General features: G+C 71.0%; 12 protein-coding genes. 10 read left to right on the forward strand and 2 right to left on the reverse strand.

Annotated features, from left to right (window positions below):
* The first annotated feature begins 101 nt into the window (after window positions 1-101).
* The 10 genes from ACZ5T9_RS04895 (at window position 102) to ACZ5T9_RS04940 (ending at window position 12,803) form a co-directional block, all read left to right on the forward strand.
* Window positions 102-1,313, forward strand: coding sequence for an MBL fold metallo-hydrolase (locus tag ACZ5T9_RS04895; RefSeq protein ID WP_464834180.1), 1,212 nt, complete (start codon window positions 102-104; stop codon window positions 1,311-1,313).
* Between the two features lie 191 nt (window positions 1,314-1,504).
* Window positions 1,505-2,488, forward strand: a complete 984-nt coding sequence (locus tag ACZ5T9_RS04900; RefSeq protein ID WP_464834181.1) for a phosphotriesterase family protein — start codon at window positions 1,505-1,507, stop codon at window positions 2,486-2,488.
* Between the two features lie 60 nt (window positions 2,489-2,548).
* Complete coding sequence (locus ACZ5T9_RS04905; RefSeq protein WP_464834182.1) at window positions 2,549-4,297, forward strand: long-chain-fatty-acid--CoA ligase; 1,749 nt, start codon at window positions 2,549-2,551, stop codon at window positions 4,295-4,297.
* A 150-nt stretch (window positions 4,298-4,447) separates the two neighbouring features.
* Window positions 4,448-5,284: a quorum-quenching N-acyl-homoserine lactonase AiiT gene (gene aiiT / locus ACZ5T9_RS04910; RefSeq protein ID WP_464834183.1), complete on the forward strand. Its 837-nt coding sequence runs from the start codon at window positions 4,448-4,450 to the stop codon at window positions 5,282-5,284.
* A gap of 19 nt (window positions 5,285-5,303) precedes the next feature.
* Window positions 5,304-6,437, forward strand: a complete 1,134-nt coding sequence (locus ACZ5T9_RS04915) for a zinc-dependent alcohol dehydrogenase family protein (protein ID WP_464834184.1) — start codon at window positions 5,304-5,306, stop codon at window positions 6,435-6,437.
* A 59-nt stretch (window positions 6,438-6,496) separates the two neighbouring features.
* The gene (locus tag ACZ5T9_RS04920) at window positions 6,497-7,930 is read left to right on the forward strand and encodes an aldehyde dehydrogenase family protein (RefSeq protein ID WP_464834185.1); all 1,434 of its coding nucleotides are present in this window, start codon (window positions 6,497-6,499) and stop codon (window positions 7,928-7,930) included.
* A gap of 370 nt (window positions 7,931-8,300) precedes the next feature.
* Window positions 8,301-9,164: a PucR family transcriptional regulator ligand-binding domain-containing protein gene (locus ACZ5T9_RS04925; protein ID WP_464834187.1), complete on the forward strand. Its 864-nt coding sequence runs from the start codon at window positions 8,301-8,303 to the stop codon at window positions 9,162-9,164.
* 29 nt (window positions 9,165-9,193) lie between these two features.
* Window positions 9,194-9,571, forward strand: coding sequence for a helix-turn-helix domain-containing protein (locus tag ACZ5T9_RS04930; RefSeq protein ID WP_464834188.1), 378 nt, complete (start codon window positions 9,194-9,196; stop codon window positions 9,569-9,571).
* A 418-nt stretch (window positions 9,572-9,989) separates the two neighbouring features.
* Window positions 9,990-11,309, forward strand: a complete 1,320-nt coding sequence (locus tag ACZ5T9_RS04935) for an aspartate aminotransferase family protein (RefSeq protein ID WP_464834189.1) — start codon at window positions 9,990-9,992, stop codon at window positions 11,307-11,309.
* A gap of 3 nt (window positions 11,310-11,312) precedes the next feature.
* The gene (locus ACZ5T9_RS04940) at window positions 11,313-12,803 is read left to right on the forward strand and encodes a CoA-acylating methylmalonate-semialdehyde dehydrogenase (protein WP_464834190.1); all 1,491 of its coding nucleotides are present in this window, start codon (window positions 11,313-11,315) and stop codon (window positions 12,801-12,803) included.
* Window positions 12,804-13,263: 460 nt separating this feature from the next.
* On the opposite strand, the gene ACZ5T9_RS04945 is transcribed toward ACZ5T9_RS04940, so the two are convergent.
* Window positions 13,264-14,289, reverse strand: a complete 1,026-nt coding sequence (locus ACZ5T9_RS04945; RefSeq protein WP_464834191.1) for an isocitrate/isopropylmalate dehydrogenase family protein — start codon at window positions 14,287-14,289, stop codon at window positions 13,264-13,266.
* Window positions 14,290-14,446: 157 nt separating this feature from the next.
* Window positions 14,447-15,247, reverse strand: coding sequence for an SDR family NAD(P)-dependent oxidoreductase (locus tag ACZ5T9_RS04950; protein WP_464834192.1), 801 nt, complete (start codon window positions 15,245-15,247; stop codon window positions 14,447-14,449).
* Window positions 15,248-15,290 lie beyond the last annotated feature (43 nt).

The following is a 15,290-nucleotide window of genomic DNA, read 5'->3' on the forward strand; positions in this document are numbered from 1 at the left end:
CGCGGGCCGGGGTTCTCGGGGCCCGACCGGGGCCCGCCCGTGGCGCAGGCCCTGCGCCGCGGGCGCCCGGCCCGCAGGGGCCGGTTCTTCCAAGGCGGGGGGTGGGGGCGACGTCGCAAGGCAACGGGCCGGACCGGTTGCCGGAACGGCCCATCGACGAGCACTGCTGGGAGCTGGCACCAGGGCTTTACCGCATCCTGCTGCCCTTGCCCTGGGATGTGCCCTTCGTAAACGCCTACCTGGTCCGGGCCCCCGGCGGGTGGGTGCTGGTGGACGCCGGGGTGGGCACTCCGGCCTGCCTCAGGGCCCTGGGCTGGGCGTTGCGGGCGGCCGGGGTGCCCGAAGGCGGCCTGGCCGCCATCCTGCTGACCCACCGCCACCCCGACCACGCGGGCGACGTGGTGGCCGTCCGCCAGCGGTGGGGTGGAAGGGTCTACGTCCATCCGGCCGAGCTGGAGCTGGACCGGGCGGACCCGGCGGTGCTGGACGCATGGCTTGCCGTCACGGGCATGCCGGCGGAGGTGATGGAGACCCTCCTGCGCCGGGCCGAGCGCATGCCCCTGCCGCCGGATGCCGTGCCGTACCCGTGGCTGGCCCCCCTGGCCGGGGGCCCGGGCCTGCCCGCGGCCGCCCTGCCGGTGGCGGGACTCACCTTTGAGGTGGTCTACGTGCCGGGGCACTCGCCGGGCCACGTCATGCTACGGGTTGCCGAAACGGGCTGGGTGTTCACCGGGGACCACGTCCTCCCCCGGGCGGGCATCAACGTCTGGGCCAACCCTGCCGGGCCGGCGGACCCCATGGGGACCTATCTGGCCAACCTGGAGGCGGTGGCCCGGCTGGATGCGGCCTGGGGGCTGGAAGCCCCGGACGAGGTGGCCGGGGCGGCCGGGGCAAAGGCTGCGGCCTGCCTGGCCCGGGGCGAGGGCGGGCCCGGGGGCTGGCGGCAAGGCGCGGCCGGTGCGGAGGGGAGCGCGGGGCGGGACCCTGGCCCCCGGGCGGCAGGGCCGGTTCTTCCCGGCCACGGGCTGCCGTGGTGCGGGCCCATGATGCCCCATGCGGCGGCCCTGGCGGGGTGGCACCGGCGGGCCGCCCTCGCCCTGCGCGACCGACTGCCGGACGAACCCGGCCCCACGGCCTTCGAGATCGTGGCGGCCCGCCGGCCCGACGATGCCCGCCAGAAGCCCCACCGGCTGCGGGGGGCGGTGGCCGAGACCCTGGCCTTCCTCCTGTGGCTGGAGAGGGAGGGGCTGGCCGGGCGCCGGGGCGATGCGCCGGCCCGGTGGTACCGGCTGCCCGGTCCCAGGGAGGGGTGAAGGTCCCGAGACATACCCCGGACAAGCGCCGAATAGACATGCATTGGGGCCGGCCTGCCCGGGTCGCTGGGGGAACCCGGGCGGGGCCATCCGGCGGAACCGGACCCGGCGGGGTGACACCGGACCCGGCCCGCCGGAAAGGCCCCGGAGAAACGGGAGCGGGAAGCCGCCCGCCAGAGGGGGTGGGTCTTGTGGGCCGCACGGTGAACACCGTGACGGGGCCGGTTCGTCCCGAGGACCTGGGCAAGACCCTGGTCCACGAGCACTTCGTGTTCGGGTACCCCGGATTTCACGGGGACCTGACGGTGGCGCCCTACGACCGGCAGCGGGCGCTGGAGGTCGGACTCGATGTGGCACGGCGGGTCATGGCGTGCGGCGTCCGCACGGTGGTCGACGCCACGCCCAGCGACTGCGGCCGCGATCCCGAGCTGCTGCGGGAGATCAGCGAGCGGACGGGACTGCAGATCATCTGTTCCACGGGCTACTACTACGAGGGCGAAGGCGCCCCGGCGTACTTCAAGTTCCGCCGCGCCCTGGGCGATGCCGAGGAAGAGATCTACGAGATGTTCATGCGGGAGATCACCGAGGGCATCGGCGGCACGCGGATCCAGGCCGGGGTGATCAAGCTGGCCTCAAGCAAGGGCGTGATCACCGAGTACGAGCAGATGTTCTTCCGGGCTGCGGCCCGTGCCCAGCGGGAGACGGGGGTTCCCATCATCACCCACACCCAGGAAGGCACCATGGGGCCGGAACAGGCGGCCCTCCTGGTGGGGGAGGGGGCCGATCCACGGCGCATCATGATCGGCCACATGGACGGCAACACCGACATCGCCTACCACCTGGCCACCCTGGCCCACGGCGTCTTCATCGCCTTCGACCGCTACGGGATCCAGCGGTTCGTCGGCATGCCCTCCGACGAGACCCGCAACGCCCTGGTGACCGGGCTGATCGCCCTGGGCTACGCCGACCGCATCATGCTCTCCCACGATTCGGTGAATTTCTGGCTGGGCCGGCCGGTGCGGTGGCCGCCCGAGCTGGCGGACCTGCTGGCGGCCTGGCATCCTACCCACCTCTTCGACGACGTGGTGCCGGCCCTGGTGGCGGCGGGGGTCCGGCCGGAGGTCCTGGAGGGAATCTTCACCCGCAACCCGGCCCGGCTCTTCGGGGCGGAGTGAGGAACGGGCCCGGTGGGCCGAGCAGGGCCCGTACGGCCCGCTCCATGGGGGTGCCTGGCCATGATGGAACCGTATGGCGCCCAGGGGGGCGGTGCGGGCATCCCGCCCCGCCGCCCCTGGCTGGGGCTTTACACCGCCGGCGTACCGGCCGACCTGCCCTTGCCCGCCCGGCCGGCGGTGGACCAGTTCCGGAACACCGCCCGGCGGGCCGGCGACCGGCCGGCGGTGTACTACTTCGACCGGGTGCTGACCTTTGGCGAGCTGGACCGCCTGAGCAATGCCCTGGCCGCCGGGCTGCGGGACCTGGGGGTCGAACCCGGCCACCGGGTGGCCCTGTTCCTCCAGAACGTCCCCCAGTTCTGGATCGCCCTGCTGGCGGCCTGGAAGGCGGGCGCCATCGCCGTGCCCCTGAACCCCATGTTCAAGGAAGAAGAACTGGCCTACCATCTCAACGACTCGGGCAGCACGGTGCTGGTCAGCCTGGAGTCCCTTTACGATGGCGTGGCCCGCGGGGTGCTGGGGCGGACCGAGGTCCGGCACGTGATCACCACCTCCGAGCTGGATTTCCTCACCCCGCCGACGGGGGCGCCGGGTGCGGCCGGCTCCGGGTCCGGGGGCGGGGTCCCGGCCGTTCTGGCCGGTTCGTCCCGGCGCCGGTTTGGCGAGACCTGGGACCTGGTGGAGATCTGCCGCCGGCTGGAAGGAGCGGCCGACCCCGGGGCCGAGCCGCGGCCCGAAGACGTGGCGCTGCTCACCTACACCTCGGGCACCACCGGCTCGCCCAAGGGCGCCATGAACACCCACGGCAACGTGGCCTTCAACGCGGAGGTCTACCGGACCTGGATGGGGCTGGGGCCGGGGGACGTGGTGGTGGGCGCGGCGCCCCTCTTCCACATCACCGGGCTTATCGGCCACCTGGCCGCCGCCGGTCTGGCCGGCGTGCCGGTCATCCTGGGGTACCGGTTCGACCCGGGCACGATGCTGGAGCTCATCGAGCGCTGGCGCGGGACCTTCATGGTGGCCGCCATCACCGCCTACATCGCCCTGATGAACCATCCCGACTTCGGGCGCCGCGACGTGAGCTCGCTGCGCAAGGCCTACAGCGGCGGGGCGCCCATCCCGGCGGCGGTGGTGGAGCGCTTCGAGGCGGCCACCGGGACGTACATCCACAACATCTACGGGCTGACGGAAACCACCTCGCCCTCCCACGCCGTGCCCCTGGGGCGCCGGGCGCCCGTGGACCAGGAGTCGGGCGCCCTGTCGGTGGGCGTACCGGTGCCCAGCACCGTGGTCAAGGTAGTGGACCTGGAGACCGGCCGGGACCTGCCGCCCGGCGAGGTGGGCGAGCTGGTGACCCGCGGCCCCATGGTGGTGGCCGGATACTGGCAGAAACCCGAGGAGACGGCCCATGCCATCCGAGACGGCTGGCTGCACACCGGGGACGTGGGCCGGATGGACGCCCAGGGCTGGTTCTACGTGATCGACCGGAAGAAGGACATGATCATCGCCTCGGGTTTCAAGGTCTGGCCACGGGAGGTGGAAGACGTGCTCTACCGCCACCCCGCCGTCCGGGAAGCGGCGGTGGTGGGGGTGCCCGACCCCTACCGGGGCGAGACCGTCAAGGCGGTGGTGTCCCTGAAGCCCGAATTCGAGGGCAGGGTGACGCCGGAGGAGCTCATCGCCTTCTGCCGGGAGCGGATGGCGGCCTACAAGTACCCGCGGCAGGTGGAGATCGTGCCCGAGCTGCCGAAGACGCTGACGGGGAAGATCCTGCGGCGGGTGCTGCGGGAGCGGGGGAGGGAAGGGTAAGACCCGCCGGGGCACCGGATGCCGGCGGTGGCGCTTGCCGCGGATTGGGCAGGGCAGCGGCGGACCGCCGGGAGCCCAGGAAATGCCGGGGGGCGGGGTCCACGTGGGCGGGAACACCTTGGTCGTGTGCAGATCTGGGGGGATGCCACCATGTCCGTGCGGATGAAACTGTACGTTTTGGACTGCGGCCGGATGCAGATGGACAAGTCCTTGATGCTCGCCGGGGCGACCCTGGCCTCCCGGGACAACCCGAACCGGCCCGCCGAGTGGATCGAGTTCCCCATCTATTCGGTGTTCATCGACCACCCCGACGGCAACGTGCTGTTTGACACCGGCTGCAACCCGAACTCCATGGGGCCGAACGGTCGCTGGCCGGAACAGACCCAGAACACCTTCCCCATCGTCAGTGGCGAGGAGTGTTACCTGCCCCACCGGTTAGAACAACTGCGCGTGCGCCCGGACGACATCCGTTACGTGGTGTGCTCGCACCTGCACCTTGACCACGCCGGTTGCCTCGAGTACTTCCGCAAGTCCACCATCATCGTCCACGACGACGAACTGGCGGGAGCCTTGAAGCTGTACGCGATGCACCAGCGCCTGGGGGCTTACATCTGGGACGACATCGATGCGTGGATCCGCAACGAGCTTCACTGGCGGCCGGTGCGCAGCGACGAGGGGGACCTGCCGCTGGTGGAAGGGGTCCACATCCTCAACCTGGGCAGCGGCCATGCCTTCGGCATGCTCGGGCTGCAGGTCCAACTGCCCGGCACCGGCGGCATCATCCTTGCGTCGGATGCCGTCTACTGCGCCGCCAACTACGGCCCTCCCGTGCGCCTGCCCGGCATCATCTACGACTCGCTGGGATACACGCGGACCGTCGAGCGCATCCGCCGGCTGGCGGAAGCCACCCGTTCCCAGGTGTGGTTCGGACACGATGCCGAGCAGTTTGCACAGCTCGTCAAGTCGACCGAGGGCTATTACGAGTGATCCGAGGGGGGGGCCGGCCGTGAAGACCAGGGCCGCCATTCTGGTCGAGATGGGACGACCGCGGCCGTACACCGAGTCCCACCCGGTGGTCGTGGACGAGGTGGACTTGGACGGCCCGGGATACGGCGAGGTGTTGGTTGAGCTCAAGGCAGCGGGGATCTGCCATTCGGATCTCTCCGTGGTGGACGGGAGCCGGCCCCGGCCCACGCCGATGGTTCTGGGACACGAGGCGGCGGGCATCGTCCGGGAGACCGGTCCCGGTGTGACCAGTTTGCAGCCGGGCGACCACGTGGTCTTCACCTTCGTTCCCATGTGCGGGCGGTGCATGTACTGCACCAGCGGCAGGCCCGCCTTGTGCGAGCTGGGCAACGCAGCCAATGCTCGCGGCGAGCTCCTGCGAGGTGGACGCCGGTTCCACCGCCACGGCCAGCCCGTGCACCACCACCTGGGGGTGTCGGCCTTCTCGCAGTTCACCGTGGCGGCCGAGGAGTCGCTGATCAAGATCGATCCCGACGTCCCCTTCGAGGTCGCGGCCGTGTTCGGGTGTGCCGTGATGACGGGTGTCGGTGCCGTGGTGAACACGGCTCGGGTGGAACCCGGAAGTTCCGTGGCGGTGTTCGGTCTTGGGGGGGTCGGGCTGGCCGCCGTGATGGGCGCCGTGGCGGCAGGGGCGCATCCGGTGGTGGCGGTCGACGTGCTTCCGGAAAAGCTGGAGCATGCCCGTATGCTGGGTGCCACGCACGCCGTCAACGCCCGGTCGGCCGACGCGGTGGAGGCGGTGCGGGATCTCACCGGCGGCGGTGCCCATTATGCCATCGAGGCGGCGGGCAACGCGGACGTTCTCGCCCAGGCGTACCGGGCCACGCGGCGCGGTGGTACGACCATCACCGTGGGCCTGCCCCACCCTGAGGCGACGCTGTCCATCCCGGCGGTGACGGTCACGGCGGAGGAACGGGTCCTCCGTGGCTCCTACATGGGTTCCGCCGTGCCCCGGCGGGACTTGCCGCGTTTCCTCCGCCTTTTCCGGGCGGGCCGGCTGCCCGTCGACCGGCTGATCACCCACCGCCTGGGCCTCGACGAAATCAACCGGGGATTTGATCGCCTGGCCGCTGGTGAAGCGGTGCGGCAGGTGGTCATGCCCAACGCAGGCTGAGCCGGCCTTCCCGGCGGGTGGCCCGAGGTCGGCCTGCGGGGACGGGAGGTGTAGAGACCATGGCTGCCGTCGCAGTTCGCACCCACGGCCTGTTCATCGACGGGCATTGGGTCGAGCGGGACGAGACCATTCCGGTGCACAACAAGTACTCGGGCGAGGTGATCGGTTACGTCGCCCGGGCGACGCGCGACGACGTCGAGCGGGCGGTGACGGCCGCGCAGCGGGCGTACCGGGAGAACCCTCTGCCGCCTTACCGGCGGTACGAGATCCTCAAGCGGGCCGCGGAGCTGATCCGGGAGCGCAAGCCCGAGCTGGCCCGCACCATCGCCGCCGAAGCGGGCAAGCCCTTGAAGGAAGCCCTGGCCGAGGTCGACCGCTGCACCCAGACCCTGGAGATCTCGGCGGAGGAAGCCAAGCGCATCCACGGCGAGCAGGTGCCCATCGAGGCGGCGCCAGGGGCCGAGAACCGGCTGGCCTTCACCCTGCGGGTTCCCGTGGGGGTGGTGGCCGCCATCAGCCCCTTCAACTTCCCTTTGAACCTGGCCGCCCACAAGGTGGGGCCGTCGCTGGCCGCGGGCAACGCCGTGGTGCTCAAGCCCGCCACCGCCACTCCCTTGAGCGCCGTCCACCTGGTGCAGGCCCTGGTCGACGCCGGCCTGCCCGCGGGCTACCTCAACCTGGTCACCGGTGCGGGGGGTGAGGTGGGGGAGTGGCTGCTGGCCGATCCCCGCATCGCCGCTTACACCTTCACCGGCAGCGCCGCGGTGGGTGAGCGGATCAAGGCGGCGTCGGGCCTGCGGCGGGTGGTGCTGGAACTGGGCAACAACTCGGCGACCATCGTCTGCGCCGACGCCGACCTGGACCTGGCGGCCGCCCGCTGCGCCCGGGGCGCCTTCGCCAACGCCGGGCAGATCTGCCTTTCGGTGCAGCGGATCTACGTGCAGCGCCCCGTCTACCAGGGGTTCCTCGACAAGCTGGTGGCCGAGACCCGCAAGCTCAAGGTGGGCGATCCCCTCGACCCGGAGACCGACGTGGGGCCCATGATCAGCGAGGCCGAGGCCCAGCGGGCCGAGGCCTGGATCCGCGAGGCGGTGGAACGGGGCGCCCGGGTGCTGGCCGGCGGCCGCCGGCAGGGGCCTGTGCTGGAGCCCACCGTCCTGGTGGACGTCCAGCCGGACCTGAAGGTGGTCTGCCAGGAGGTCTTCGCGCCGGTGGTCTCGGTGGTGCCGTTCGACCATGTGGACGAGGCCATCGCCATGGTCAACGACAGCTTCTACGGCCTGCAGGCCGGCATCTACACCCGGGACATCGGCGTGGCCATGAAGGCGGCCCGGCAGATCGAGGTCGGGGGCGTCATGGTCAACGAGATCCCCAACTGGCGAGTGGACCTGATGCCTTACGGCGGCGTCAAGGGCAGCGGCATCGGCCGCGAGGGGCCGCGGTATGCCATCGAGCACCTGACCGACCTGCGACTGGTGGTGTTCAACCTGTAGGGTTGGCAGGCGACTACGGCCGGTGCATCCCCCTTCGGGGCGGACTTCAGGGTTCAAACGGACGGGGATGCCCCCAACGTGCAGGCACGCCGCGGTCTGCGCCGTCCACCCATGCCGGCGCAGACTGCGGCATCGACCTGCTTCACGACAAGCGACGATCTTTACCCTGGTTTGCATACGCCGAGCCCAGTCGGTTTGCATAGGCCGAGCCCAGTACCGCCGCACACCTCGACACCCCGGGCCACGTGTTCCGGCTCCTTCTACTCCAGGATTTCGGCTTGCTCACCCCGAATTGTGCTTGCCACAAGGCGTCACCCCGCAATGCAGGCATCCACCGCCGGTGCCCACGGGGGATTCAGGGGGGTCGGCCATGGCGGTCGCGGCGGTACCGCAATCGAATCCTCCGCAACGGGAAGGCGTCACGGTACGTGACGTCCTGGGCCTTCCCTCCGCGGCCGGAGCCGAGGTGGTGGCCGGCCGTCAAGGGATGAACCGACCGGTCCGCTGGGTGCACATCTCGGAGCTGCTGGACATTGCGCGACTTCTCACCGGCGGCGAGTTCCTCCTGACGACGGGCATGCGGTTCCAGGATGCAGCCCCCGATGCGCTGCGTGCATACGCCGCCTCGCTGGCCGAGGCCGGTATCGCGGCGTTGGGATTGGAGCTTGTGCAGTGGATCCACGAGCCGCCTGCGGCCCTGGTGGAAGCTTGCGAGGTCCACGGGCTGCCCTTGGTGGTCTGGCGATCGGAAGTCCGCTTCCGGCTGATTGCGGAAGAGGTCACCCGCCGGATTCTGGACACGGGCCGCCGTCCCGCCGGCTTCGACGAGGACGAACTGGCCGAGATGCTGCTGGCAGGCTCGTGGGCGGAACCCATCGCCCGGGAACGCCTCGAAGCAGCGGGCCTGGATGCGGGCCCCTGGGTGGTCCTAGGCCTGATCAAGGCGGCAGGGATGGGGCGGGCGGGCGGGGCCGTTGTCCTGGAACAAGCCGTTCGCCAGGTCCGCCAGGCGGTGCCACGGGCGGCCCGGGGGGTCGCCCGTACGGCGGTGGCGCGGCTGGCGTGTTCGAACCGGGGACAGATCGCAAAGGTCATCCTCACCGGGCCGTCCCCAGCGTCCTTGCGCAGTGCCTGGGATGTCTTGGTCCCCTGCTGCGCCGGAATACTGCCAACCCGGTTAAGGGCGGGTCGGTGGCGTTGCGCATCGGCGTCAGCCGGCCGCAAGAGGCCCTAAGCGGGCTGAACGTCGCGTTACGGGAGGCCATGGCCGTCCTGCGCTTCCAGTCCACGCGGCATCCCTGGCCGCATGTCCACTTCGACCAACTACAGCTGGGTCAGCTCCTGCTGGCGATGCCCGAGCCCGCCCTCCGGCACCTGGTAGAAACCCAAATCGGGGCATTGCTCAGGACGCCCCGGAACGAGCGGCCCGAGCTCTTGCGTACCCTCCTGGCGCTCCTCGAGCAGAACTTCAACGTGTCGGCCACGGCCAAGGTGTTGCACCTGCGTCGCCAGAGCCTCTACCGGCGACTGGCCCGGCTCGAGGAGCTGCTGGGACCCGGTTTCGACCAGTGCGACCGGCGGGCCACGCTGCTCTTGGCGATCCGGGCGTCGCAGTTGCTCGGCCTGTACCCGGAGGAGTGAGCCGGGGTGCCGTTGGCGTTCACGGGCGTATGGCCGGGCAGGGGGGAAACCGGGAGCCCTGATCGTACGACTGCCGATGATGGCGGAGCGCTCGGTCATGCCCTCCACGGCCATGCCCTCCACGGCGGAGCGCCCATTCGGAAGACGACGACCGTGGCACCCCGAGGTTATGCTCTAGAGGGGGGCAAACCGCGACGGTGCTGCCCGTAATGGCGGTACCCGGGTGGGGACGAACGCGGCCGCGTCGTCCCTAGGGCGGCTCCTGACGACAGCCGCTCCCGCTTCGCCCAGCCGGTTCCGGCCGGTTCGACCGGCACGGATAGCCTGTTCCCGTTCCTAGGGTCAACCTGTCGCCAGGCGGCGGCGGGTGGGCTGGCGAACTCCTCCATGGATCCATGTCCCGCGGGAGGGGAGATCCATGGCCGATGCCATGCCCGCCATGGCCCATGAGGGCGGCGACCTGCGCCGCAAGCAGCGGGAGTACCTGTTCCCCAACCTGGCCACGCTGTATGAAGAGCCGTTGGTCATCGTCCGGGGCGAGGGAAAGTTCGTCTGGGACGACCAGGGGCGGCAGTACCTGGACGCTTTCGGCGGGATCCTCACCGTCAGCCTGGGGCATTGCCACCCTGAGGTGACGGAACGGGTCGCCCGCCAGCTGCGGACGCTGCAGCACGTCTCGACCCTTTACGTGACCGAGCCCCAGGTGCGGCTGGCCGAACGCCTGGCCGAGCTGGCGCCGGGGCAGCTCAAGCGCAGCTTTTTCACCAACAGCGGGACCGAAGCTAACGAGACCGCCCTGGTGGTGGCCCGGGCCCACACCGGCTGCGACGACGTGATTGTCCTGCGTCACAGCTACCACGGCCGTTCCATGCTGACCATGACCCTGGGCGGGACCCACGGCTACCGGGCCGCCACCCCCGTCCCCGGGGTGCACCACCTGGCCAGCCCTTACTGCTACCGCTGCCCCTTCGGGCTCACCTACCCGTCCTGCGACCTGCGCTGCGCCAAGGATGTGGAGGAACTGATCCAGACCGCCACCTCGGGCCGGGTGGCCGCCTTCGTCGCCGAGCCCATCCAGGGGGTGGGCGGGTTTATCACCCCGCCACCGGAGTACTTCAAGGAAGTGGTCTCCATCGTCCGGCGGTACGGCGGCTTGTTCGTCTGCGACGAGGTCCAGACCGGCTGGGGACGGACGGGCACCTACCTCTGGGGGATCCAGCACTGGGGCGTGGAGCCCGACATCATGACGTCGGCCAAGGGCATGGCCAACGGCCTGCCCATCGGCTGGACCATCACCACCGAGGAGATCGCCCGCTCCTTCCGCCACAGCACCATCTCCACCTTCGGCGGCAATCCCGTCTCCGCCACCGCCGCCCTGGCCGTCATCGACGTGATCCTGGAAGAAGGCCTGGCCGACAACGCCGCCCGGGTGGGCCGGTTTCTCATGGACGGGCTCAAGGCCCTGCAGGAGAAGTATCCCTGCATGGGCGACGTCCGCGGCATGGGGCTCATGATCGGGGTGGAACTCGTCCACGGCGGCAAGCGGCCGGCGCCCGACCTGCTGAACCGGTGGCTGGAGGCGACCCGCAAGCGGGGGCTCCTGATCGGCAAGGGCGGCCTGCACGGCAACGTGGCCCGCATCGCGCCCCACCTGAACGTGACCCGCAGCGACGCGGAGATCATGCTCCGGATCATGGACGAGGCCATGGCCGAGGTCCAACCGTACATGGAGGTGTGAACCGTGGCCCAGCTGCACCTGGAAAGGGACGAACCGGCGCCGGACGTCCCGGCCGTGCCGGGTCTTGCCGGCGGCCGCTGGATCACGCCGGCCGCGGAACGCTGGGAGCCGGTGTACAACCCGGCCACCGGGGAGGTGATCGCCCGGGTGCCCTTCGCCACCGGGGCCGAGGTGGCGGCTGCGGTGGAGGCGGCGGCCGCGGCGTACCCGGCGTGGCGCCGGGTGCCTCCGGTGGAACGGGCCCGGCTGATGTTCCGCTACAGGGATCTGCTGGAGCGGCACTTCGAAGAGCTGGCCCTTTCCATCACCCGCGAGCACGGCAAGACCCTGGCCGAAGCCCGGGCCGAGGTGCGGCGGGGCATCGAGGTGGTGGAGTTTGCCGCCGGAGCCCCGACCCTGATGCTGGGGGAGATGGCCGAGGACGTGGCCCGGGGCATCGACAGCGAGCTGGTGCGGGTGCCCCTGGGAGTGGTGGCCGGGATCTGCCCCTTCAATTTCCCGGCCATGATCCCCCTGTGGATGTTCCCCATTGCCGTGGCCTGCGGCAACACCTTCGTGCTCAAACCCTCGGAGCGGACCCCCCTGACGGCCGTGCGGCTGGCGGAACTGTTCCTGGAAGCCGGAGCGCCCGAGGGCGTGCTGAACCTGGTCCACGGGGGCCGGGAGGTGGCGAATGCCCTGGTGGCCCATCCCGAGGTGAAGGCCGTTTCCTTCGTGGGGTCCCAGCCCGCGGCCCAGAACGTCTACGCGGAGGCCGCCCGCCACGGCAAGCGGGTGCAGGCCCTGGGCGGGGCCAAGAACCACCTGATCGTCATGCCCGACGCCGACCTGCAGGCGACGGTGGGGGCGGTGGTCAGCTCGGCCTTTGGCTCCGCCGGCCAGCGGTGCCTGGCGGGCAGCGTGGTGGTGGCCGTCGGGGAGGTGGGGGATCCGCTGGTGGCCGCCCTGGCCGAGGCCGCCGGGAAGCTGGTGGTGGGCGAGGGGACCGATCCGCAGGTCGACATGGGCCCCGTGATCCGGGCCGAGGCCCGGGATCGCATCGCCGGCTACATCGAGCGGGGCGCACGGTCGGGGGCGGCGCTGGTGCTGGACGGGCGGCAGCATCCCCACCTGCGGGGGCCGGAGGGCGGGTTCTGGATGGGGCCGACTCTGTTCGACCACGTGCAGCCCGGGCAGGAGCTGGCCTGTGACGAGATCTTCGGTCCCGTGCTCTCGGTGGTCCGGGTTCCCGACCTGGATACGGCCATCGCCGTGGCCAACCGGTCGCGGTACGGCAACGCGGCCAGCATCTTCACCCGCAGCGGTGCAGCGGCTCGAGCCTTCCGCTACGGCATCGAGGCCGGCATGCTGGGGATCAACGTGGGGGTGGCGGCGCCCATGGCGTGGTTCCCCTTTTCCGGGTGGAAGGCGTCCTTCTACGGCGATCTCCATGCCACGGGCAAGGACGGCGTCCGGTTCTTCACTGAGGTCAAGATGGTGACCAGCCGCTGGTGAGCGGGCCCGCGGCGGCCGGATGCTGCGTCTTGGCGAGCCGTCCATGGGATTGCCTCCGATCCTGGTTCGGAAGATCTTCGCAGTCATCGACGAGATCCGCCAGCCCGGCACGACGATCCTCTGGTGGAGCAGAACGCCCACGCTGCCCTGCAGGTGACCAGCCGCAGCGGTGTGCTGGGACGGGGCGCATCGTGCCGACCGGGCAGGCCGCGTAGGTGCCCAGCGACCCGCGCGTGAAAGAAGCCTACCTGGGGCGGGGCATGAGGACGGGGCCGGTCCGCATCGGGTGCCTATCGGCGGCGCCGCGGCCCGTGCGGGTGCACGTGGGCGATACCCCCTCCGGTGCGGGTGCGATACGCCGGAGGCGACCTGCGCCGAGGGGCTCGGGGTGGGACCCGGCCCGAAAAGCCAACCCCACGGGCTGAATCGCCTCGCCTCGCACTCATCCCGCCACGCATCCTCACAGGAGCCGGGCGAGTTGCCGCACCACCGCCTCGCCGACCTCACGGGTGGTTGCCGTCCCGCCCAGGTCCGGCGTGTGCGGTCCCTCCCGGAGCACGTCCGCGATGGCTTGCAGCACCGCGCCGGCCAGCCGGTCGCCATCCGGCAGGCGGCCCCGGTTCTTCAGGTAGTCCAGCATAAGGGCGGCGGACCAGATGGCCCCGATGGGGTTGGCGATGCCCCGGCCCGCGATGTCCGGGGCGGACCCGTGGACCGGCTCGAACATCCCCGGATACGGCCCGGCGGGGTTGATGTTGGCGCTGGCAGCCAGGCCCAGACCGCCCTGCAGGGCAGCGCCCAGGTCCGTCAGGATATCCCCGAAGAGGTTGGACGCCACCACCACGTCGAACCGGTCCGGCTGGCGCACCAGGTGGTACGCCATGGCGTCGACCAGCACCGTCTCCAGCCGCACGTCAGGGAAGTGACGGGCCACGTCGCGCACCACCTCGTCCCACAGGCCGAAGGTGTGGGGCAGGGCGTTGCCCTTCGACACGCTGGTGACGGTGCGGCGGCGGTGGCGGGCCTGCTCGAAGGCGAAGACGGCGATGCGCTCGATGCCCCGCCGGGTGAAGACCGCCGTGTGCAGGGCCAGTTCGTCCGGACGTCCTGCGTTCAGCCGCCCGCCCGCGTCGGAGTACTCGCCTTCCGTGTTCTCCCGAACGAACAGGATGTCGACGGCGGGGGCATGGGCGATGGGCGACGGAGCGCCGGACAGCCGCCGGACGGGGCGAAGGTTGACGTACAGGTCGAACCCCTTGCGTATCTGTAGGACCAGGCCCACGGAGATGGGATCCGGGACGCGCGGGTCGCCCATGGCCCCCAGCAGGATGGCGTCGAAGCTCCGCAGGGTGTCGAGGAAGCCGGGCGGGGCCACGTCACCGGTCTTAAGATAGTGCTCCGAGCTCCACGGGAAGGTCACGGTGTCGAACCGGTGGCCCGTTGCCTCTGCGATGGCTTGCAGCACGCGGAGGGCTTGCTCGATCACCTCGGGTCCTACACCGTCCCCTGGGATGACCGCCAGCCGGACCGGGTGAACGGGCTGTGCGGGTTCTACGGGCTGGACGGTCTGCTTAAACGCGGTGCAATGCATGGCGTCACCCTCTGCGTGGCGAAAACGGTCTGCCGGGTTCGCACGGCTGGGGTCACGGGTTGAGGGGCGGGTCGAAGCGGCCGTCGATGGCGGTCCATCCCCCGTCGATGGTGAGCACCGAACCCGTGACGTAGCGGCTGGCCTCGGCGGCCAGGAAGACCACGGCGGCCGCCACCTCGTCCGGTGTCCCCCACCGGCCGAGGGCCGTCTTGGCGGCGTAAGCTCCGTACCACTCCGGGTGGCTCTTGATGGGCTGCGTCAGCGGGGTGTCGATGACGCCCGGTGCCACGGCGTTGGCCCGAACGCCCCGGGGGCCGAGCTCCGCCGCCAGGGTCTTGATCAGCTGGACCGTCCCCGCCTTGGTGGCGGCGTAGACGCCCTGGCCGGGTTCGACCACCTGGGCGCGGATAGAGGCGAAGGCGATCAGGCTTCCCTGGCCGCGGTCCGCCATGACCCGCCCGGCTTCCACCAGGACGTTGAACGTGCCCTTGAGGTTCAGGGTGAGCACCCGGTCCAGCTCGTCGTCAGCGTAGTCCAGCAGCCGCTTGCGGATGTTGACGCTGGGTGTCGTCACGGCCACGTCCAAGCGTCCGTGACGCTCCACGATGCCGGCGATGGTGCGGCGGACCTGGTCCCGGTCGCGGATGTCGAGGCCCACGGCCTGGCCCTGGGTCCCGCCGGCCTCGAGCTCCCGAACCAGGGCTTCCACCCCGGCGGCGTCCCGGTCGGCAGCGACCACGAAGGCGCCGAAGTCGGCCAGGGCAAGGGCCGACGCCCGGCCCAGGCCGGATGCGGCACCGGCCACCAGGGCGACCCGCCCGGTGAGGTCGAACATGTCGCGGTACGTGCCCATATCGATGCCTCCTCGCAGCGCCGGGGCGCACCGCCAAAACGCG

The organism is Thermaerobacter nagasakiensis (assembly GCF_055396825.1).